The sequence below is a fragment of the Bradyrhizobium sp. Leo78 genome (assembly GCF_059512425.1).
On the sequence record NZ_JCAMOT010000012.1, the window covers coordinates 20,191 to 41,468 of the forward strand.

The following is a 21,278-nucleotide window of genomic DNA, read 5'->3' on the forward strand; positions in this document are numbered from 1 at the left end:
CAAGCTCAGTCGCCTCTGGCGTTAGCGGACGATGATCCACCTCGCGCGCTTGTTAGGTCCCTCGCGTGCCGCCAGTAGTGGCGGGCAGCACTTGCGGATGCTTGCTCGGGACTCTTTCCTTTTTAGGTGGCGCGGCAATGAGCCCCTCGCGAATGGCCTGTTTCCGAGCAAGCTTGCGGGCACGACGCACGGCGTCAGATTTCTCCCTGGCCTTCTTTTCCGAGGGCTTTTCGTAAGAACGACGACGTTTCATTTCCCTGAACACGCCCTCGCGCTGCATCTTCCTCTTCAGAACTCGAAGCGCCTGGTCGACGTTGTTGTCGCGAACGATTACTTGCACGGTTATTGCTCCATCAGAGTTGCTGCGCCAAGTTGGCCGAAGTCGCGGCAGCCGAAGCGTTACGACGACTCCGTCGAGGTAAATCCCGACCATCTAGCACGCGCAAAAGCCCGCTCAATCCCGAGATCGAGCGGGCTGCACAGTCATCCCAGCACGTCCGTGGAATGACGAAAGCTACTTACGCCAGCGAGAGGTTCTCGGCGCTGACCTTGCCACGCTTCGGGTCGGTCTTGACTTCGTAGTTCACTCGCTGCCCCTCAGCGAGTCCAGAAAGCCCGGCCCGCTCGACCGCACTGATGTGAACGAACACATCGTTTCCGCCGTCATTGGGCTGAATAAATCCAAAACCCTTTTGCCCGTTGAACCACTTCACCGTACCTGTAGCCATAACATTTCTCCAAAGCGCAAACGCGCGTCTCGCGTGCATTCGCACGAATCCCGAATTCAATCCGACGATGTCTCTGGAAAAGGGCCGCCTGGACCATTCAACAAGGCACAACGGCTAATCGAACGACAACAACGTATACAGTTTCTCCGAGAACACAAGGGTCCCTTCAAGGGTTCCTTTTCGACTGCGCGAGGTTGTACGGTTGATGCCATGCATCGCGGCGAGCCCATGCGCTCGCCACGCCGGGCAACGTGCGAAGCGCACGCCAGGGCAGATGTCGGCCGTCACTTAGCGTTTATGGATTCAAGCCCTACGTCAACCGCTGCAGCAGCTCATCCGCCTGTCGCAGATCGGCCGATGTCTCGGCAGACGGGAACTTTGCTCGCGCTGATGAAAGCACCCCGCGTGCCTCGGCCAGGCTGCGCCGCCTGTCTTTTCGGTCCATCAGGAGGCGCGCGAGGTCGATTGCGGTCCGCAATTCCCAGCCGACGGCTTCGAGCTTCTTCGCATAGGCGAGCGAGCGCCTGAACAGGCGGAGGGCGGCAGCGTCGTCGCGATGTGGTTCGGCGTGCAGCAGCGAACCGTGGATCCGGTAGATCTCCGGGGCGAGCCAGCGTTCGCCGGTCTGCTTGATCAGGGACTCGGCCGAAGTCACCAATGCAAGCGCCCTGTCCTTCTGCCCGATCCGTCCGAACTCGGTGGCGAGCAGAGCTTTATAGAGCGGCATCTGAATACATCGATTCTCCGCCGGCAGTCTGCCGATCAGGCCGGAGAGCTTCTCGAGCACGACCGGCGCAGGGCCGCGCGCCGCCAGCGCCGAGGTCGCCCATAGCGGACCGATGACCTGGTACATCGGATAGCCGTAGTCGGCGGCGACCTTCATCCCGTGCTCGACGCAGGCCAGATTGGCTGCGAGGTCTCCGTCATACCAGTGATCGCCGACGCCAAGGATGTGGGCGAGCGCGATCATGAAGGGATGACCGATCTCGTTCGCCAGCCGCCTTGCCGATTCACAGCACTCCCTGGCCCGGTTGGGCCGGCCGAGCAGCCATTCGATATGTCCGGAATAGACGAGCGCAACGACCAGAGGATCGTGCTGATAGGTTTGAACCAGCTTGCCGTGCTCACGCGGATTGTAGCGCGCTTCAATCGCGACAGCCAATTCGTGTGCTTCCTTCAAACGGCCGGTGAAGAAATTGACGATCAGCGCCGCGGTGGACGCCATGAGGATGGCCTCACCGTCCCGCCACTCCTCGGCTCGCCGGAGGAAGTCCTGCGAATGCTCGAGCACTTTGGTGAGTTCGCAATTGACCAGCTCGGCCACCGCGACACCCCAGAGGACAGCGGTCTTCTCGCGGATCGTGCCATGGCTGCCGGAGAGCTTCAGCGCCCGATGATAGGGCTCGTAGACGTTCGGATCGGACCAGCCCGCAATCGCGGTGTAGGCCATCGCAAGGTTGGATTGCAGCGCGATCTCGGCCTCGTAGCGGCGCGACGAAGCTGATAGCTTCGACAGCAAAGAGAGGCCCTCGCGCAGATGCGCCACCGCCTCCTTGGTGGCCGATCGGCTCAGCGCAGACTTGCCCGCCTGCAGCCAGGCGTCGATGGCTTCCGGAATGTTTTCTGCCTGCGCGTAGTGATAGCCCAACACGGCGGGATCGCTGCTCTCCCCGATGTCGGCCTGCTGACGCAGCCAGGACGCTGCGCGCGCGTGCAGCTTGCGCCGATCCTCCTTCAGCAGCGAGGAATACGCCGCTTCCTGAATCATCGCGTGCCTGAAAGCGTATAGCGTGCCTTCGTCTTCGTTGATGCGGTACACGATCCCGGCCCGCTCCAGAGCCTCAAGCGCTGATATCAGCGACTCGTCCTGATCCGGAAGCAGGCTGAAAATGCCGCGATAATCGAACTGCCGCCCGAATACGGAGGCGATCTGGGCCACGCGCTTGGCGGTACCCAGCCGGTCAAGACGCTCCATCAGGGAATCGTGGACGCTCGCCGGCACCAGCGGCCCTGGCAATTTGCCATGGTCGGTGGCGCTCTCGATCGCCCCGGAATCCACCACCGCCCGCGTGAACTCCTCGATGAAGAGCGGCACGCCGTCGGTCCTCTCGACGATCTGGCTGGTGATCCGGGGAAGAAACGCGACGCCGGCAACGGCGGCAACCATCCGCTCGCATTCGTCTGCTGCAAGTTTTTGCAGAGCGATGCGCTTGATGGATGGACCCGACAGCCAGCCAGCTTCGTAGTCGTCGCGATGCGTGATCAGGTACAGCACTCGCTCGCGCGCGCAGCGAGCGATCACCCGCGAGAGAAGGTCGACGCTCGTCGGATCAATCCACTGGACGTCCTCGACGATGAACAGGACGGGCTTCCTTCGTGACGCCGCAACGAGAACTTCTGTTATCACCTCGAAGGCACGCGCACGCTCGGAAGGAGAACGGAGATCGGCAGGCTCGTATCCTTCGCACGCCGGGATCGACAGCAGTGACCCGTAATAGGGAAGCGCCTGCCCGACATCGAAACCGGCTCTTCCCAGCAGGTGACGCAATTTCGCCAGCGACAGCCGCGGGTCGTCGGTTTCGTGGATGCCCGTTGCGCGCTTCAACCGCTCGATTTCCGGCGCAAGCGGCGTATTGACGTGGAACGGCGAACACTGAACGGAGAGAACATCAACCGCGGACCGGTCGAGCGAGCTTCTGAACTCGCGGATCAGGCGCGACTTGCCGATGCCGGGCTCGCCGGAGATGACGCCGACGCGTCCTGCTCCGCCGAGGCTCTGCTCCCACAGCTCGGCCAGCAGCGCGCGTTCATCGTATCGGTTGATCATCGGCGGCAGCGGCAAGGTTCGCGCGCGGTCGAACCTGCTTTCGCCCGGCGAAACGCCGTTCACGCGCCAAGCCTCGGCCGGCTCCTCGACGCCCTTCAGCCGGCGCTTGCCCAGCGGCTCGCAATCGAACATGCCGCGGATCAACTCATGGGTGCCTGAACCGATGACCACCGCATTCTCGCCGGCGAGACCTTGAAGCCGGGCTGCGACGTGCACCGAGCTGCCGAACACTTCCCGCCGCTCGGAGGGCTCGCCCGGCACGCTGCCGACGACCACCGGCCCGGTGTTGACCCCGATCCTCACCCGCAGCCGGAGGAAGCTGCCATCCGACATCTGGAATTCCCGCTCCTTGATGGCGGCGGTGATGGCGAGCGAAGCGCGCACGGCGCGCTCGGGATCGTTTTCGTGCGCCTGGGGGACGCCGAAATAGGCGAGCAACCCGTCGCCGATCATTCTGGCGATGTGACCGCCATAGCGGCAAATCTGCTCGTTGCAGAGATCGCGATAGGTTCGGATGACCGCGAAGAACTCTTCGGGATCGATCCGCTCGCTCAGCGGCGTCGAGCCGATGAGATCGACAAACACGACGGTAAGCTGTCGGCGCTCAGCCTGCAGCCCTGCCATTTCGTTGTTTGGCAGCGCCGCAACCAGCCGAGGTCCATCAAATTGGTCCGGTTTCGCCTGCCCGCTCAAGGTCCAACCATATTGAGCTTCCGCCGTACCTGCAGGGACGCAAGGTACACGGCAAGCCGCATCCGGTTGATGCTACCGAGAGGTCGGTGCTGCTGCAAGCAGTTCCACGGGCTGAACATCATGCGTTCGCCATCGAAAACCCGATCCGGCGTTAGGAAATTCTGCCTTGGAATCCTGATCTCTCCGATCGACACGGTCCGATCCTGGGGACGGGTCCACTGCAGGAGAGCGTTCTCGACCTCTTCCGGTTTGGCCGAATGGCGCACGTGCACCGCGAAATCGAACACGACATCATCTCCAGGTGGCGTCGGGCTGAGATCGCGAAGCATCGCCTCCTGGAGAAACTTCTCCGATAGCGATCCGAAAAGGAGACGCCACCACGACGGGACGTCATCCTGACGCTGCACCGGACCGACGACATAGCGCACGACATGCTGCTCACCTAACAAATAAGGTGACATGCTGTGATAGGTCGCAGTCAGCGGATTGCCGATCCTGACGAGAGCGGTGCGAATAAACGTGGCGAACTGGCGACGATTGCGAATGGCAAACGCGATCCATTTGAGGAGCCGCTTAAACTTTTCGCGCGAGGTCCCGCTCGGCGCCGCAACGGCTTCCATCAACTCGGAATAATCGACCACATTCTTGCAGAAGAACACCGGGAAGCTGCTCAGCAAGAAATCGTGCTCGCCGGCCCGCGTTCTGCCGGGCTCGAGACCGCGCAGAATGGACTCGCCCACGACATCGAAGAGTTTGATGGACATGCCGCGACCGTCAGGCTTGCGGTCGCTCTGTGGCTGGCCCTGTCCGTTGGAGAACCGGACAATCGTCAGATACCGGGCGCCCGGTCGAAACAGCGGTGTCGAGAACTCTGCCGGAAGATCGTCGCGGACGATAAACTCCGCATCGACGCAACCATGGGCCTTTGCATGCTGGTCGCGCATCGCACAGGCGGAAGCGTCCGATGCCTTCATCTCACAGTAGTTCTTGATGACAAGGTTTGCGGCAATACGCGCCATGTTGGCGATCAGGGTTGCCTCGCCCGGCACGGCGCGCTCGAATTTCGTGAGCGGCATCGGTCGATCCTGCAGCTCCAGCGCGTTCGCGAGCTCTTCATATCTTGTCGGCGTCGCCTCCGAGCTCCGCGCCGGCGCCGGAGCGGATTGCGCTGATCCGCGGAGCATTTGCCAGAATCGCTGGAAATCGCGCACCACCCGGAACGACTGAACAATCGGATCTTCGCGCGGCGCCTGCGCGAAAAAAACCTCACCGTCTCGGCGGCGGCCGCGCAGCCAGTGTTGGATCGTGTCCCGGTTCATGCGACGACTCGGCCAGACGCCAATAGGCCGAGCGCGGCCAGACTCGGAACGAAGAAATAGTCGCCGCCCTTGGTCGTGACGAAGCGCGGGATGTCAAAGCAGATGAAGGGGCGTCGTCCCGTGGCTTCGTCGCCCGGGATCATCATTTGCGCGCTTTGACGACCGCCGATGGTTGGACGGTTGCCGGCGATCGGGTCGGTGTCGTTGCCCTGCTCGAAATCGTCGCCAAAATTCATCCATTTCTGCTGCACGAACTCGAACTGGTCGAATCCGGAATTGAGCGCAATGAAAATGATGCCACGCTTTTCCTGGCTCTGCGGACCCTGCTCCTCGCCCTTTGGCAGGAATTTGCCATAGGCGATTCCGCGCCGGATCAAGCGGTGTCGGCTCATCGTCTTGCCGCCGAAGCCAAACGCATCGCGCGGGTTGGCACGCCGCACATGTGCACCAAGCGGACAGCGTGCGCCTGCGGGATCCCCAGCGTAGCCGAATGTATTGCGCCTGTCCTCGCGAGGGGCGTCGGGGTGTTCGATCAACGAAGAGCCATCCTGCCATCGCCCCATCATCTTGGCGGCAAGAAACTTCTGCGGGCTGATTCCATCCGGCAGAGGACCGGGAATGGTTCGGGCAAATGCGTCCGCCTGATCATCAAGGTAGCGACGGAAACGAACGACGTCCTGCTCCAGCTTGCGGTACACGAGATAGGTGCCATCGTGCGCGAGAAGGTGCGGCAGCGGCATGGGAGCCATCTCGCCGCCCTCACCCGGGTGGCCGAGAAGAAACTCCCCAAGCGGGATCTTGCGAAATCGCCCCTTCTCATCCGGATTGCCAACGTCCTGACGGTCCCTGCCACCGTCGTCAGGCACTCCCTCGATCGCGGGGTTGCTCAAGCCGTCGAGAAAACCGAAGTGCTCCTTTCGAGTCTGTTCGCCGTTGATCTGCAGCAGCCCCGCCGGCTGACTGTCCTTCAATTCCTGCACGCCGTTCGGCAGCGAATCCCTGAGCTGTTGACAGTGCGCCGCGAGCGCCGGCTCTGTCCGGCCGTAGATCGAGATCAGCATATGAACGCGATGCGTCTTCCAGGGATCGTCCCAGTGCTCCGGTGAACTTTCGTCGATGTCACCGAGTTCGTTCGCACGAGGTTTCATGCCCTCCTGAAACTCGCAAGGAAACGTCGCGAGACTTTCCGTAGGCAGGCCAAGGGCGCGGAGGCCTTCAAAGGTGAAGGCGATGTTGAGGGTGGCGTCCGGCTTTGCGCGCCACAGTGCCGGCGTGACGGCGTTGGTCTCGAGCAGCCGCTGGATGAACGCCCTGGCATCATCAGCGTTTTGGATCTCGAAGAACAAGAACTGCGCGTGCGGAAACGAGGCGTAACCGCGAAGAATGTTGCCTTGAATATTGGTAAGGTTGAGCATCGCCAGACCCCTGCTCTGATCGTTGCGTACTCACAAATCTCCCGGGGACGGCCTCTCGTTCTGGAGACCCTCCCACATTTGCCTGAACTCTCGTTGGAGCACTTCGGGAGGCCGTGGATTGGTTTGAACAAGCCTGACGAACTCGCCGAGGCGCCGTCGGCACAGCAGCGCCATGAGAATCTCGCTTACGCTCGCCTCCGGCTGGTCCGCCAGAAACAGAGTGGTCTTGAGCTGGCACCGCTCGAAATATCCGGAGAGCAGATCGCGCCGATGGATACCCGGGAAGCCAAGGCAGCGTCCCCAAATGGTCGCGACTTCGTTCGGGATATTGCCGGCCAGGGCCTGGACCAAAGCATCGACGCTCTCGCCATCGAATTCGCACATGAACACCAGATAGTCCGACTTGAGCGCATCGAACTTCGCCGGCGTCCCTTGATAGGCGAGACGGTCGACAATGAACATTCGCGCCATGTGGATGATCGGCACATGGCTCAAAGGCGAGCCGCGCGGATAGGCTCGCGGGTCATCCAGCGTGCGCAGGAACGCTCTCAGATCGTCCGATTGATTGGTTGCAATCGGAAACAGGCCTGTGAAGCCGTACTTCTCACCGTTTTGATTAGCCACGTCGCGAACTCCGTTCGACCGGCCTGCTACACTGGTCCAAATGTACCGAGCTTGTTCTGCACGCTGATCAGCAAGCGATCGAACTCGACCGCAAACCGTTCGGGAGACAGTCCGCTCGAATTTTGAAAAAGCTTCTCGACTTCGTTGCGCAGTTCGAGTGCTGCGCGCACATCGCGCACGGATGCGCCCGGATAGGCGCTATAGGAATGATCCGACTCGATCTGATTGCGCTGGATATAGGCCTTGAGCGGCCCGACCGGACGGGCGAACGGATATCCGACGCTCCAGAACCAGACCAGGTCGAGCGGTTTGTAGAGCACGTCGGCGAAGGCTTCGATGTAAGGTCCCCAGGGACCGTTGAAGGTGCTCAGAAAGAACAAATAATCGTAGTGCAAATCTTCCGCCGGCTGGCTGTCGCTCACCCGCGGAAAACTGTCGCGCTTGACGACAACCCAGTGAACAAAGGGCAGAAACGCCAGCTCCTTGGCCGTGACTTGGGTCGATTTGAAGCGATCGAAGATCGACAGCAACACTCCGACGACAAGGGTGCCGAAGCGCGTCATCGGCGTTATCACGTTGAAAGTTACGGCTTTGCCCAATCCATACTGATTACGTGCGCGATCAGCCATGCAACGTCTCGCCATGAATCATTGTGGACTTGGCGAGACACGACGCCCGGGTCCACCTGTATAACAATACCTTAGGGAATAGTACAACGTCAGGTAATAACGTTATTACTATTATCGAAAGTCACTGCTCCGTCCAGTGCAATGAATGGTGTCGTGCACAACTGACTCTCGCACATTCGTCATGGCTTGCTAATGCCGGCAAGCATCAAAGGTCTGTCATACAGCGTGACCATCCATGTGATCGCGCAGTTCATCCAGAGCGTACCGACAGCTTCGATCACGTGAGCAATCCCGTCTGCGACTGCGCGATGCCGCTCCGGTGAGCAACCTTTCCGGCGCTGGCGTGACCAACCATAGACGTGGTCGGCGCAATCAGCAGGAAACAAGCCGTGGCAACCAATGAAATCGAAGCCATTCGCGTGCTGCTTTCGTCAAAACCGCGGCCGCTCGGATGGACCGAGCGGCGCGAACGCCTCGATGAAGTGGGTTCGGTCTGGCCGGTGGCCGATGACGTGAAGCTTGAAACAGTCGATTGCGATGGCGTGGCAGGCGAATGGTCGCTGACGCCAGGCAACGAGCCATCGCGCGTGCTGCTCTATTTCCATGGCGGCGGCTACTGCTCCGGATCGATCCTGAGCCACCGCAGATTGGTCAGTGAAGCCGGGCGCGCCGCGCGCGTTCGAACGCTCGCCATCGATTATCGCCGCGCGCCCGAGCACCCCTATCCCGCCGCGCATGAGGATGCGATGAAGGCCTGGCACTTCCTGCGCAGGCAGGGCATTCCGGCGCACTGCATCGCCGTCGGCGGCGACAGTGCCGGCGGCAATCTTACGCTCGGACTGATCGGCCACTTGCTGAGAGACCGCGAGGACTTGCCCGGCTGCGCCTGGCTGCTCTCGCCATGGACCGATCTCACGATGTCTGGCGCAACCCTTGGCACAAGGACGCTGTCGATCCGCTCATCCACAAGACCTATCTGGAAGAGCTTGCGGACGCCTATGTGCCTGCCACCATCGATCGCAGTTCACCGCTGATCTCGCCCGTGTTTGGCGATTTCACCGGCTATCCCCCGATGCTGATCCAGGTCGGATCGGCGGAGACGTTGCTGGCGGATGCCACGCGGCTCGCTGAGGCGGCCGGCGCTGCCGAGGTCGAGGTGACGCTGGAGATCTGGCCCCACATGATCCACGCGTGGCCGCTATGGAATGCGAAGCTTAGCTCCGGCCGCCACGCCCTTTCAGGGCGGGGCAATTCATCCGTGCCCGTTTGGCATAGCGCGTCTGGTGGTCGCTTGAGCCAAAAAACCTCGATTTCGCAGGTTTTTAGCGCCAATGCGTACCAATACGGGACAAATCACGGGGTTTTAGGCGCGCTGAGGTTGTGGTATTCGGAACCTTTAGAATTAGTCCGGTTTGGTGTCGAATGATGGACCTCACCCCCGGGAATTCCACCAGCGCCTTGCGCATTGGTGTGCAGCCGATTGCGGTCACCGCCGTCGGGCTCTTTCTGGTCCTGTTCGGGATCGGGACGATCGCGCTGTACCGGGTCACTACCGGCACATCGCCGGAGTCCGATCGGGTCATCGCCAGCCGGCAATTGCAGGCCCGCACCGCGCAGGTGTCCGAGCAGCTCGTCGAGAAAACCAAGGGGTTGGAAGCGACCCAGCAGGAATCCATCGACCAGCTCCAGATGGTGCAGGACCAGTTGCAGGCCATGCGCCGGATGCTTGCCTCCCAGCAGGCCGATACGAAGAAGCTGTCCGAGCAGGTCACGGCACTGACCGAAGCGGTCGAGGGCTTGAGGCAATCCTTCGCCAGCGCCCAGGCCAATGAGCCGGCGGCCGAACCCGTCCGCAAACGATCCCGGTCGCACGCGATTCGCAGCGGACGCAAGCGCCGCGGCTGAGTCGGTCGAAATCACCGCAAAACCCCTGACCGGCGGGACATATCCACCGTCGCTGCCGAATCTCGATACGGTTTTTTTCGCCGACTTTGTGAACTAGTTCACATTCGGGAACCCGATTCCGGGGCAAGGTGCCGCCCACCGGATGGCGTGAGCCGATTTCAATATCCGGGGCTGGCAAGGTCGTTGGCGGTATACTGCGTCAACGGCCTTGTTCTTTTAGAGGGCCCCGCTTCCGCCACGGGTGGCCTTTTTCACCGATCGCTTTGGCCGCCTCTCACGCTGGTGACTTGCCATCGGCAGGCTTTGCTTGCTGAATGCCGCCGCTTTTGAACCCGGTCTCGCCCACCCCTCGATCGGGTCGATGGTCTGCAAAACATTTTGAAATGAGGCCCCGCATGCGCGCTGAATCCCTGCCTTCGGATGTCATCGGACTGACAAAAACCGCCCCCTTCTCGCGCCGCGGCTTCATGACGGCTTCGGCCGCCGTTGCAGCCGGCTACACCCTCGCCGCCGGTCCCGTGCGGGCCGACGTGATCAAGACCGATCCCGCCGGCCTCACTGCGGGCGAGGCCAAGATCAAGGTGGCCGATGGCGAGATGCCCGCCTATTTCGCGCGGCCAGCCGGCGTCAGCAATCCGCCGGTCATCCTGGTCGCGATGGAGATTTTCGGTCTGCACGAATACATCAAGGACGTGACGCGCCGGCTCGCCAAGCTCGGCGCGTTTGCGGTGGCGCCCGACTACTATTTCCGCAAGGGCGATCTCACCAAGATCACCGACATTCAGCAGCTCCTGCCGCTCGTGAACGCCAAGCCGGACGCCGAGCTCCTGTCCGACCTCGACGCCACCGTGGCCTGGGCGAAATCGCAAGGCGGCGACACCTCCCGCCTCGGCATTGTCGGCTTCTGCCGCGGCGGACGCACGGTCTGGGAATATGCCGCTCACAACCCCGCGCTGAAGGCGGGCGCCTCGTTCTATGGTCCGCCGGTCGATCCGCAGAACCCGGCCTGGCCGAAGAGCCCGATGCAGCTTGCACCCGAGATGAAGGCGCCGGTGATCGGCTTCTATGGCGAAGCCGACACCGGCATCCCGGTCTCGCAGGTCGAAGCCTTCAAGGCGGCGCTCGCCGCGGACAAGAAGACCGCAGAGTTCAAGATCTATCCGGGCGCACCGCACGGCTTCCATGCCGATTATCGAACGAGCTATCGCAAGGAAGCCGCCGAAGACGCGTGGGCGCAGATGCAGGCCTGGTTCAAGAAATACGGCGTGCTGAGCTGAGGCCGCCATCCGCAAAGCGGTGCGCCAAGAGGCGCAGCGCGTTGGCGGTGACGAGCACGGTGGCGCCGGTATCGGCGAGGATGGCCATCCACAAGGTGGTCACACCGAACAGAGTGGTAGCAAGGAACACCGCCTTCAGGCCGAGCGCGATCGTGATGTTCTGCCAGATGTTGCCGAGCGTCGCTCGCGACAGGGCGATCAGCTCGGCAACACCGACAACACGGTTCTTGAGCAGGGCCGCGTCCGCGGTCTCCAGCGCCACGTCCGTTCCGCCGCCCATGGCAATGCCGACGGAAGCCGCAGCGAGTGCCGGCGCATCGTTGATGCCGTCGCCGACCATCGCAACCGGACCGGCCTCCTTGAGCCGCCCGATCTCCGCGAGCTTGGCGTCGGGCAGAAGCCCGGCACGCGCCTCAAGCCCGAGATGACCGGCGATGGCATCGGCGGTGCGGGCATTGTCGCCGGTCAGCATGATCGCGCGGAGACCGCTATCGGTCAGCCGTTTGACGCCTTCATGCGCATCCTCTCGCGGCTCGTCGCGGAGCGCGATCAGCCCCTCGACCACCTTGCCGGACAGCAGGACGACCACCGTCTTGCCCTCGCCTTCGAGCGCGCTGATCCTTTCGACGACGCCGGGATCGACGTTCGCCTGCTCGCTCGCGAACCGGGGCGAACCGACCGAGGCAAAGCCGCTTCTCAGACGTGCCGTCACCGCTTTGCCAGGCGTCACGACACCGCCGCCGAAGGTGGCGGGAAGCTCCAGCCCGCGTCTCTCGGCTTCCTCGATGATGGCGCGCCCGAGAGGATGATTGGTGCTGCGTTCGATCGCCGCGACCCTGGCCAGAACTGTGTGCTCGTCCGCAACCGTCGCGACGACATCCGTCACCTGCGGACGACCACGCGTGAGTGTGCCCGTCTTGTCGAAGGCGATCGTTCTGACCTTGCCCAGCGTCTCGAGCGCGGCTCCGCCCTTGATCAACAATCCCTGCCGGGCACCGGAGGCGAGGCCGGACGCGATGGCGGCCGGGGTGGAGATCACCAATGCGCAGGGACAGGCGATCAGCAGCGTGGCAAGGCCACGGTAGATCCAGGTCATCCAGTCACCACCGAAGCCGAACGGCGGGATCAGGACGACAAGCAGCGCGACGAGCATGGCGGCGGGCGTATACCACCGGCTGAAACGATCGATCATGCGTGCCGTCGGCGCCTTCGACTCCTGCGCTTCTTCCACCATGTGGATGATGCGGGCAATGGTGTTGTCGGTGGCGACACGCGCGATCTCGACGCGCAGCTCGCCATTGGCATTGATGCTGCCGGCATACACGTTGGCGCCGATTTCTTTGAGAACGGGGACGGACTCGCCGGTCACCGGCGACTCATCGACCTCCGAGGAGCCGTCGATCACGGTGCCGTCCGAGGGCACGCGATCACCGGGGCGAACCATCACGACATCGCCGACCGCGAGATCATCGACCGGAACCTCCTCGACATCGAGAGAAGCCGCGCGCTGACGTCTGGCATTGCGCGGCACGAGATCGATCAACGCTTCTATCCCGGCCCGCGCGTGGCGGGCGGCGACCGTCTCGAGCAACTCGCCCACCGCGAACAGGAAGACGACAACAGCCGCCTCCTCGGCTTCGCCGATGGCAACCGCGCCGAGCGCCGCTGTCGTCATGAGGGTCTCAATGGTGAAGGGCGAGCCGGACAAGGCGCCGGCAAGCGCACGCCGCGCAAAAGGCAGGACACTGACAACCGCCGCCGCCGAATAGAGCCAACGCTACAGCTCCGGGAACAGGCTGGCAAGCACGAATGCCAAAGCAAACAGGACGCCAGTCCCGAGGACGAGCCTGCTTTTGGCTCCCCGCCACAGGGGTTGCCGTTCCTGCTTCCGCGGCGCCTTCCCTCCCAATGAGGACGGCATGCCGGCCGGCGTATAGCCCAGCGCCCTGACCTTATCCTCTATGAGACGCGGCGCAGTGCGGTCCTCGTCGAGCCGGAAGGCGAGCGTTCCGGTCGTAAAGCTGACCTCTATGTCGGTGACTCCAGGCAGCCGACGCATCGCGTTCTCGATCTTGAGCGCACACGCGGCGCAATCCATGCCCTCGACACGCAGTCTGTAGGAATTGGCGGTCGCCACAACCTCACCTCGACGAGTTCTAGCCGAGACGATCGCGGTTGCGCGGCTTAGTCAATTGCCGTTCGACTTCCCAGAACATCAGGACAAAGGCGGCGCCCAGGCCGATGACGATGCCCAGGAAGACGAAGGTGAAGGCGGCGGTGGTGAGCGTGTTCAGCATTTCGAAATCGCGGCAATCGACGTTCCAGCCCCTATGCAGAAACGATGCAGCCTCGATGTGGAAAACACCGAGGCTGCAATCATCATCCCGATAAATTCGCTACAGCGCGCCAGGTTCAGTCACAGACATCAACCGACCTGATGCGCCAGCCATATGACGTCAAGACCCGCTGCTGGGCGACGTAGCAGCCGCCGTAGCCGGAATTGTCGTAATAGCCGTAGTAGGGATCGCCGTAGTCGTAAGAGTCATAAGGCCAGTCGCCATAGAGCCCGTAGCCGAGGCCAACACCAACCGCTGCGGCGGCGAACGGAAATCCACGACGATACCCCCAGCCGGAACGATACCCCCAGCCCGGCCGGTAGAAGCCGCCACGAAATCCGGCCGCACGGAAGCCGCCGGCGCCGATCGCGGCCGAACGGAAGCCGCCTCCGCCGAAGGCCGCGCCGCGGAAGCCTCCACCACCAAAACTGCCGCCGCGGAAACCACCGCCGCCAAAACCGCCACCACGAAAGCCACCGCCGCCAAAGCCGCCTCCGTGAAAGCCACCGCCGCCGCCAAACCCACCGCGCGCGGACGCCGTCTCTATCGTCAAAATTCCAAGCGAGGCTACCGCCAGCAAGGCAACCATCGTTTTACGCAACATCACTGCACCTCCATCACGGCCTGCCAATACCGGCGCGGCCTGCGCCAGCCATCGCAAGCGCCCGCCACAATCTAGAGCGAGTTCCGGGAGTGCGGTTGAACAATGCGCTCACTTCTGCGCGACCGAAAGGCCGGGCAGAAGTGATCTAGCAGCCTTTGCAGATGCCCTTGATCTTGCGATCGAGCGGCGCGTCCTCAGCATCGATCGCTGAATCTTCCCCGGTCCTCTGCCGGCCGGCTGCAGAGCCGGTCGTGGTCCCCGGACCGGAGGAGGATTGTGCAGTGCCAGCGCTGTTGGTCCCTGGCGGCGGGTTCGCAGTGGTGTTGGTGTTGCCGGGGTTGATGGCCTGGTTGCTCTGGCCGCCGACCGAACCGGACGGCGAGCCACCGGTGCCGGTGGTCCCTGTGGCGCTGCCGGTGCCTCCGGAAGCTCCGCCCGCCGCACCTCCCGCGCTTGCGCCACCGGCGCCACCACCTGCTCCGCCCCCACCGCCCCCGCCCCCGCCGCCTCCTCCGCCTTGGGCAAGCGACATCGCGGGCGCCGCGAGAACCGCGAGAGCGGTGATGAAGATCGCGAGCGATTTCCTGGTCATGAGCGTCTCCCTTATCCTGTCGTGCTAACGATGGGATAAGCCGGCCGTTCCTTACCGGAACCAAACGCTCCGGGAGCCATTGGGCCCGGCGCAGTGCAAGGTGCGAGGATGCGCAAACTGATCGCTTTCGACGAGGATACGTTCGACAAGCTCAAGCAGCTCGGGCGCGACAGGATGGCGACATTTCAGGAATTGGCCGATGAAGCGTTCGCAGACCTGCTCAAGAAGCACGGCATTCCGATCGATCTGCGCGACGCGTTACGTAAAAGCGCCGCGAAGTCGAAGACAGATACCGCCAAGTCCGCAGCGCCGAAGTCAAGGAAAGGACGTTCCGAAGCGTGACGCCGCTCGGACCGTTAACCGATCTTGCGGAGGCCCTTTTTGAAGCGCGGCCCGTTGAGCTGATAGAACTTCGCCGCGCTTCCCATCTTCGCGACCTGCGCAGGATCCAGCGCCCGGATCACCCGCGCGGGCGAACCGATGATCAGCGAGTGCGGCGGAAATTCCTTGCCCTCGGTGATCACAGAGCCCGCGCCGACGATGCTCTCGCGGCCGATGCGTGCGCCGTTCATCACGATCGATCCCATGCCGACCAGGGCGCCCTCTTCCAGAGTGCAGCCGTGCAGGATCACATTGTGGCCGACGGTGACGTTCTTGCCGATCACGAGCGGAAAGCCGAGGTCGGTGTGGCAGGTGGAATTGTCCTGGACGTTGGCGCCTTCGCCGACTTCGATCCACTCATTGTCGCCGCGCAGCACCGCGCCGAACCACACGCTGGCCCCGCTGAGCAGGCGCACCTTGCCGATTACGGTTGCGGTGTCCGCGATGAAATAGTTGCCGTCGGCCGGCAGATCGGGCCCCTGCCCGTCCAGTTCATAGATCGCCATGGATGTCTCCTCTTTCGAGCCGACATTGGCACAGCGGTCAAAGGCTTTTCAAGCGAGCGACCAAGGCGTTTTCGAGCGAAGTGGATACCGGTTCGCGTGAAGAAAACGCGTCAAACAAAAATCCAGAGCTTCGGTTCTGATTCCATCAGAGCCGAAGCTCTAGGGAACAACGGTAAAGCAGCGCTCAGACGAGAACGCCGGCGGCGCGCAATGTCATCAGGAAGAAGGTGCCGGACATCAGGCTCCAGAAGCCGGCGATGATGGTCGCCATCATCACGAATTCGAAGCGGCGGCTTTCGATCTTGGCCCCGCGCAGCGTGTTGCGCATGATGATGAAGGGCGCGGCGAACACCAGGAACGGCACCGCGGCGAAAGTCCTTGGCGCCGCGCCTTCCTGCAACAGGCCGAAGCCGGCCGGCCGCTGCGCCATCGCCTGATAGCCGCTGGTAAGTGCGCCGGCGAGCGCGAAGCCGAGGCAAAGGGCGAAGAACGAGTTCAGCGCATCGGGCGACATGGCAAACTTCCGCTACTCAACAGACTGCGCGCTTCCTTTGGCAAAATTGCCGCTCCGCCGCCACATCATCCTTAAGAAAGGGTTAACATGGAAGCTACATTGCTACCTTTACGCATGGCTCACCGCTTGCCGGATTCCCTGAAATCATACGGAAATTGGCCGCCGCGTGGCATATTCGCCGGATGATTCGGCATCACGCGAACCCATCCATTCTCGTTCGATGACATTGCTCTCGACGGCCCAGCACCTTGCGCGCGACACGCGCAGGAATCCGCGCGCGCACATCGTGCCGATCCTGATCGCAGCCGCCCTCGCCTGCGGCGCGATCGCGCTGGTCACCTACCTGTTGTGGCCGACCTGGACCACCGTACCCTCAAGCGATCCGTCGAGACTGCCGGTCAGTGTCGGCGGCACGCTGTTCAACGTGCCGACGGCGGCGGTGCGCATGAAGATCCAGCGCCACTCGGGCGCGCAGGAGCGCGTCGATCTCAGCTTTGCCTATCCCTCACTCGAACCGCCGGCGCGCAAGCATGTCACCGCCGAGACGGTGGAGGACAAGGTGCAGCCGATCGACAGGATCTTTCTTTCGATCGCGGCACATCACGATTCACTTGCGCCCGACACCCGCCTGCGCACAATCTATCCGCGCTATCTCGATCAAGCGGCAAGCACGGACGACGACCTGACGATGCGCGCGTTCCGCGACGGTTCGCCCTATGGCGGCGAGGATTTATTCACGTCGACCTCGCCCACCTTCAGCGCCCGCTGCACGCGGGACGCGCCGACGCCCGGCATGTGCCTGAGCGAACGCCGCGTCGACGGCGCCGACTTCACTTATCGCTTTCCGCGAAGCTGGCTCTCACAATGGCGCGACGTCGCCGCCGCCATGGACCGCCTGACGACGCAATTGCGCGGCCCGAGAGGGTAATGGTGATTTCGTAGAATCTTGTAGGGTGGGCAAAGCGAAGCGTGCCCACCTTTCTTGCATCGCCCGTGGATGGTGGGCACGCTGCGCTTTGCCCGCCCTACGGACTACAGGCTGGCGCAGGCCTACTCAGCCAGATCCTCTTCGAGGATCGCCATCTGGAATTGGAACGAGCGATCGTCGTCTTCATCGTCGACGAAGAGGACGCCGACGAACTCCTCGCCAATATAGACTTCGGCGGAGTCGTCTTTCTTGGGCCGCGGCACGACGCGGATCTTCGGATTACCGAAGACGCGCTTGAGATATGCGTCAAGTTTCCTGACTTCCTGAACGTCCACGGGCGGTCTCCAATCGGATCGATGATTTGGGACGGAGTTTTAGGACGGGACGGCGGCAATCGCCAGAGCCTTTTCGGCTCTGGCACAATCTAATATTTGCAATCGAAACGATCGCGAAACACGAGTGAAATCAAAGCCCGATCGCGTTGAGCATCTGGTCCATGGTGCGCGACGGCTCGGCGCAGCCGGCCTCCCCCACGATCTTCGCCGGCACACCCGCAACCGTGACGTTGTGCGGTACCGGCTTGACGACGACCGAGCCCGCGGCGATGCGCGCGCAATGACCAACCTCGATATTGCCGAGGATCTTGGCGCCGGCGCCGATCATCACGCCATGGCGAATCTTCGGATGGCGATCCTCGTTCTCCTTGCCGGTGCCGCCGAGGGTAACGCCATGCAGGATCGAAACGTCATCGTCGATCACGGCGGTCTCGCCGCAGACAAAACCGGTAGCGTGGTCGAGGAAGATACCGCGGCCAATCTTGGCGGCTGGATTGATGTCGGTCTGGAAGACTTCCGACGAGCGGCTCTGCAGATAAGAAGCAAAATCCTTGCGGCCCTTCAGATGGAGCCAGTGTGCGAGCCGATGCGTCTGCAGCGCATGGAAGCCCTTGAAGTAGAGCAAGGGGTCGATGAAGCGCGAGGTCGCGGGATCGCGGTCGTAGACCGCGACGAGATCGGCGCGGAAGGCGTTGCCGATATCGGGCTCATCACGCAACGCCTCGTCATAGGTCTGGCGGATCAGATCGCCCGACAGCGCCGAATGGTCGAGCCGCTCGGCCAGCCGATGCACGATCGAATCTTCCAGGCGCTCGTGATGCAGCACCGCAGAATAGATGAAGGTGGCAAGCTCCGGCTCGCGGCGAACGATCTCCTCGGCCTCGCTCCTGATCCGGTCCCAGATCGGATCGAGCGCGGCGAGCTTGCCGCCTTGCGGATTGACCTGATGCACTGCCATGGCTGGCCTCGCGTGATCTTTGCAGAGCATGATCTTCTTGGAGAACCGGTCCCCACTTTTCCGGATCATGCCCCAGTTTCGGTGTGCGCTATAGCACGGTTGAGCGACGCTTGTCCCGGTGCGGTTCGGCAAAGGATAAGCCTCGCTTAACCGCTATGCGGAGACGTCACATCCAATTGGTCGGCATTTGCCGGAAATCAAGCAGGCTTAAGTTCGATTTCCGTAGAAGAACATTCTCCTGGCGTAGAAGATCATTCTCTTTGCGACAGGAAGTCGATCACGCCGGTCTTGTAGACCTTGTCACCCAGCGCCCGCATGTGATCGCGGTTCGGGATCGCAAGCACTTGCGACCGCGGGATAACGCGGCCGAGCGCTTCGGCCGAGCCCGCGATCTCGTCATTGCTGCCGACCGCAATCAGGACGGGCACGTCGATGTCGGCGGCCTCCTGCCGTGTCATCAGCCGCCTCGAGCCGCGCAGGCAGGCGGCGAGCGCAGAGCGGTCGGAGCGGGTCTGATCGGCGAAGGCACGGAAGGTGCGACCGACCGGATCGGTGACATCCTCCAGCGAGGGCGCCTCCAGCGCGACAGCGACATTCTCCCCGGGACCGCCGCCCTCGATCAGGCCGATGCCGATGCCGCCGAGAATTGCCGAGCGCAACCGCTGCGGCTCGTTGTGCGCCAGCACCGCCGTCATCCGCGAGCCCAGCGAATAACCCATGATATCCGCGCGCGGGATGCCGAGATGATCCATCAGCGCGATCACGTCGCTTGCCATGACGGCGATGTCGTACTCTGCGGGATCGTAGAGCTTGGCGGACTCGCCGTGGCCGCGATTGTCGAGCGCGATCACGCGGCGGCCATCCTTGCGCAGTTCCGAGACCCAGCCGGGATAGACCCAGTTCACGTTCTTGCTCGAGGCAAAGCCGTGCACGAGGAAAATCGGATCGCCCTCGCCTTCGTCGAGATAGGCGATCTCAACAGCGCCGTGATGAAAACTCGGCATCGCGCCTTCCGTTGTTTGAGGGATTTTCTTGGATTGACGACCGGCGAACGATCGCAGAGCTTAGCGGCAGGCGGTAGCGCCCGCCACCGCAGCCTCGGATGGCGCTTGTGCCTTCGCGAGTTGTTTCCGCAAGCGCCGCGCCTTGCTCCGGCGCAGCCATGCCAGCGTCAGGCGTTCGGTGGTTGCCTTGATTGAGGACAGGAAGCCGAACAGCGTCAGCAGCGCGCCGAACAGCCACATAGTGAGGTTGAAGGCGCCGGCAGCAAGCAGCAGCGCGCCGCGGCCGAACAGTTTCAGGATCGCGCGAGTCTGGCTGCCCTTCGCTTCCGCCAGCCGCGCGGCGCGCGCGACATCCTTCGGTCCCTCCGCGATCTTGAGCGTCTCCAGCGCGCCGCGGGTGCCGGCTTTTTCGCCGATGCGCCCGACATCCTTGGCAAGGCGAACCAGAGCCCCGGCCTTTTCCATGCGGAACGCCGCCTTGATCGCGGTCATGGTCTGGCCCGGACGGAGCGCGGAAGCCGAGGCCACCGCCTCCTGCAGCATCGGCGCATCCACGACCTGGCGCGCGGAGCGGCCGGCCCAGGCCGAGAGCCCCTCACTGATCCGGCCGACCTTGCGCGCATCCTTCACCAGCGACAGCCCGGCGCGCGCCGGCGCGACACCGCCGACGGAAACATAGGTCGCAGCCGTCACTGCAAGGCCGGCGGCGGCGAGGCCAAGAATGAGATGATCGGTCTCCTCGCCCATCGCCAGATGCTTGCCTTCGCGCACGACATCCCTGACATCGCCGAAAACAAAAAGATCACCCGCGACCGTGCCGGACAGGCTGGCGAGATCGTCCGCGGTGCCGGTGACGAGGCCGGTGGCAAAGCGCTTGGCGACATGCGAGGTCGAGCTCGCTTCCGCAACCGCATCGTTCACGCGCGTGGTCAGTCCATCGCTGATTGCGACATTCTTCTCACGCGCGAGTTCGAGAAAGCTGTTGGCGAGATCGGCGTCATCAGCAGCCAGCGCCTGTTCGATATTCTGCTCGATCAGGCGCTCGTCATTCCGTAAAGCAGAACTGATCTGCAGGTCGGCCAATTGCGCCGGCTCGTCCTGTGCGGCCAGCATGGCATACGCGTCGCTGGCATACGGCCACAGCGCGACGCCGGCGGCGATGCTCACCAGCATCCCTGCCACCCCTATACTGACCCGCGCTCGCTTCATTCGATAAAACCCAGGGTTTTGCTCAACTTGGAAATAGTGTGCCGTTTTTAAGACACAACAGCCCCGACGAAAGAAGGGCTTCTCTCCGACGACAAGATTGTGTCGAATTTGCATGAGCAAATGGATGGTCGGGGCTCTAGGAATCAACTCCACCCGCCAGTATGGTGCCGGGCATTTCGCAGTGCCGCATCGCGTTAATTGCGTCCGTCCGTTATTGCCATCCCAAGGTGAAGATATGTCCGACCACGTCGTCCCGCACTTCCATAACGATGCCGGAGTCTCGGTGATCGAGATCGGCTCGCAGGAGTTCATGTGCGTGGGCGCGAACCCGCCGTTCGACCATCCGCATGTGTTCCTCGATCTCGGCAATGACAACGAGATCATCTGCCCCTACTGCTCGACGCTGTATCGCTTCGCGCCCGATCTCGCGGCCGGCGAAGCGCGCCCGCCCGAATGCGTGCTGAAGGACAAAGTCGCCTGACTGCTCATGGCTG

Annotated in this window: 21 protein-coding genes and 2 pseudogenes; 6 read left to right on the forward strand and 17 right to left on the reverse strand. The window is 62.6% G+C overall.

From position 1 onward, the window contains the following. Positions 1–52 precede the first annotated feature (52 nt). From rpsU to AC5ZG1_RS17405, 7 genes are all read right to left on the reverse strand, one after another. On the reverse strand, positions 53–340 hold the full coding sequence (rpsU, locus tag AC5ZG1_RS17375) for a 30S ribosomal protein S21 (RefSeq protein ID WP_130229026.1): 288 nt from the start codon (positions 338–340) through the stop codon (positions 53–55). 178 nt (positions 341–518) lie between these two features. Next, positions 519–728, reverse strand: a complete 210-nt coding sequence (locus AC5ZG1_RS17380; RefSeq protein ID WP_028163216.1) for a cold-shock protein — start codon at positions 726–728, stop codon at positions 519–521. Between the two features lie 310 nt (positions 729–1,038). Next, the gene (locus AC5ZG1_RS17385; protein WP_496133589.1) at positions 1,039–4,179 is read right to left on the reverse strand and encodes an AAA family ATPase; all 3,141 of its coding nucleotides are present in this window, start codon (positions 4,177–4,179) and stop codon (positions 1,039–1,041) included. A gap of 65 nt (positions 4,180–4,244) precedes the next feature. Continuing rightward, on the reverse strand, positions 4,245–5,324 hold the full coding sequence (locus AC5ZG1_RS17390; protein ID WP_496133590.1) for a catalase family protein: 1,080 nt from the start codon (positions 5,322–5,324) through the stop codon (positions 4,245–4,247). Positions 5,325–5,563: 239 nt separating this feature from the next. Then, complete coding sequence (locus AC5ZG1_RS17395; RefSeq protein ID WP_496133591.1) at positions 5,564–6,982, reverse strand: Dyp-type peroxidase; 1,419 nt, start codon at positions 6,980–6,982, stop codon at positions 5,564–5,566. A gap of 30 nt (positions 6,983–7,012) precedes the next feature. After that, positions 7,013–7,606, reverse strand: coding sequence for a hypothetical protein (locus tag AC5ZG1_RS17400; protein WP_456645549.1), 594 nt, complete (start codon positions 7,604–7,606; stop codon positions 7,013–7,015). A 26-nt stretch (positions 7,607–7,632) separates the two neighbouring features. Beyond that, on the reverse strand, positions 7,633–8,235 hold the full coding sequence (locus tag AC5ZG1_RS17405) for a hypothetical protein (RefSeq protein WP_456645550.1): 603 nt from the start codon (positions 8,233–8,235) through the stop codon (positions 7,633–7,635). Between the two features lie 389 nt (positions 8,236–8,624). Here AC5ZG1_RS17405 and AC5ZG1_RS17410 point away from each other — a divergent pair. From AC5ZG1_RS17410 to AC5ZG1_RS17420, 3 genes and pseudogenes are all read left to right on the forward strand, one after another. Beyond that, positions 8,625–9,510: pseudogene (locus AC5ZG1_RS17410) on the forward strand (alpha/beta hydrolase). Between the two features lie 147 nt (positions 9,511–9,657). Next, on the forward strand, positions 9,658–10,140 hold the full coding sequence (locus tag AC5ZG1_RS17415) for a hypothetical protein (protein ID WP_456645551.1): 483 nt from the start codon (positions 9,658–9,660) through the stop codon (positions 10,138–10,140). Positions 10,141–10,607: 467 nt separating this feature from the next. Then, positions 10,608–11,417 carry a dienelactone hydrolase family protein gene (locus AC5ZG1_RS17420; RefSeq protein ID WP_456645571.1) on the forward strand — a complete coding sequence of 270 codons (810 nt, stop codon included), beginning with the start codon at positions 10,608–10,610 and terminating at the stop codon, positions 11,415–11,417. Here AC5ZG1_RS17420 and AC5ZG1_RS17425 read toward each other — a convergent pair. The 4 genes and pseudogenes from AC5ZG1_RS17425 to AC5ZG1_RS17440 form a co-directional block, all read right to left on the reverse strand. Then, positions 11,392–13,554: pseudogene (locus AC5ZG1_RS17425) on the reverse strand (heavy metal translocating P-type ATPase). The gene AC5ZG1_RS17420 and the pseudogene AC5ZG1_RS17425 overlap by 26 nt on opposite strands. 19 nt (positions 13,555–13,573) lie before the next feature. Then, positions 13,574–13,714: a hypothetical protein gene (locus AC5ZG1_RS17430; RefSeq protein ID WP_165435485.1), complete on the reverse strand. Its 141-nt coding sequence runs from the start codon at positions 13,712–13,714 to the stop codon at positions 13,574–13,576. A gap of 115 nt (positions 13,715–13,829) precedes the next feature. Then, a complete protein-coding gene (locus AC5ZG1_RS17435) occupies positions 13,830–14,357 on the reverse strand; it encodes a hypothetical protein (RefSeq protein ID WP_456645553.1) in 528 nt (175 codons plus the stop codon). Between the two features lie 145 nt (positions 14,358–14,502). Then, on the reverse strand, positions 14,503–14,949 hold the full coding sequence (locus AC5ZG1_RS17440) for a hypothetical protein (RefSeq protein ID WP_456645554.1): 447 nt from the start codon (positions 14,947–14,949) through the stop codon (positions 14,503–14,505). 108 nt (positions 14,950–15,057) lie between these two features. Between AC5ZG1_RS17440 and AC5ZG1_RS17445 the strand changes: the two genes are divergently transcribed. Beyond that, positions 15,058–15,291: a hypothetical protein gene (locus AC5ZG1_RS17445; RefSeq protein ID WP_028163206.1), complete on the forward strand. Its 234-nt coding sequence runs from the start codon at positions 15,058–15,060 to the stop codon at positions 15,289–15,291. Positions 15,292–15,305: 14 nt separating this feature from the next. On the opposite strand, the gene AC5ZG1_RS17450 is transcribed toward AC5ZG1_RS17445, so the two are convergent. Continuing rightward, positions 15,306–15,836 carry a gamma carbonic anhydrase family protein gene (locus tag AC5ZG1_RS17450; RefSeq protein ID WP_028163205.1) on the reverse strand — a complete coding sequence of 177 codons (531 nt, stop codon included), beginning with the start codon at positions 15,834–15,836 and terminating at the stop codon, positions 15,306–15,308. A 184-nt stretch (positions 15,837–16,020) separates the two neighbouring features. After that, a complete protein-coding gene (locus AC5ZG1_RS17455) occupies positions 16,021–16,350 on the reverse strand; it encodes a DUF6949 family protein (protein WP_028163204.1) in 330 nt (109 codons plus the stop codon). A gap of 220 nt (positions 16,351–16,570) precedes the next feature. On the opposite strand from AC5ZG1_RS17455, the gene AC5ZG1_RS17460 reads away from it, so the two are divergent. Then, on the forward strand, positions 16,571–17,278 hold the full coding sequence (locus AC5ZG1_RS17460) for a hypothetical protein (protein WP_496133592.1): 708 nt from the start codon (positions 16,571–16,573) through the stop codon (positions 17,276–17,278). A 122-nt stretch (positions 17,279–17,400) separates the two neighbouring features. Here AC5ZG1_RS17460 and AC5ZG1_RS17465 read toward each other — a convergent pair whose 3' ends face one another. The 4 genes from AC5ZG1_RS17465 to AC5ZG1_RS17480 all read right to left on the reverse strand — a co-directional run bounded on the left by AC5ZG1_RS17465 (position 17,401) and on the right by AC5ZG1_RS17480 (position 20,784). After that, positions 17,401–17,613: a DUF3126 family protein gene (locus tag AC5ZG1_RS17465; RefSeq protein ID WP_027583509.1), complete on the reverse strand. Its 213-nt coding sequence runs from the start codon at positions 17,611–17,613 to the stop codon at positions 17,401–17,403. A gap of 130 nt (positions 17,614–17,743) precedes the next feature. After that, positions 17,744–18,571: a serine O-acetyltransferase gene (gene cysE / locus AC5ZG1_RS17470; protein WP_028166277.1), complete on the reverse strand. Its 828-nt coding sequence runs from the start codon at positions 18,569–18,571 to the stop codon at positions 17,744–17,746. 251 nt (positions 18,572–18,822) lie between these two features. Beyond that, the gene (locus AC5ZG1_RS17475) at positions 18,823–19,575 is read right to left on the reverse strand and encodes an alpha/beta fold hydrolase (RefSeq protein WP_496133593.1); all 753 of its coding nucleotides are present in this window, start codon (positions 19,573–19,575) and stop codon (positions 18,823–18,825) included. 60 nt (positions 19,576–19,635) lie between these two features. After that, positions 19,636–20,784 (reverse strand): hypothetical protein, encoded by a 1,149-nt coding sequence (locus AC5ZG1_RS17480; RefSeq protein ID WP_496133594.1) that lies wholly within the window; start codon positions 20,782–20,784, stop codon positions 19,636–19,638. A 235-nt stretch (positions 20,785–21,019) separates the two neighbouring features. Between AC5ZG1_RS17480 and AC5ZG1_RS17485 the strand changes: the two genes are divergently transcribed. Beyond that, complete coding sequence (locus AC5ZG1_RS17485; protein ID WP_021077734.1) at positions 21,020–21,265, forward strand: zinc-finger domain-containing protein; 246 nt, start codon at positions 21,020–21,022, stop codon at positions 21,263–21,265. Positions 21,266–21,278: the final 13 nt, after the last annotated feature.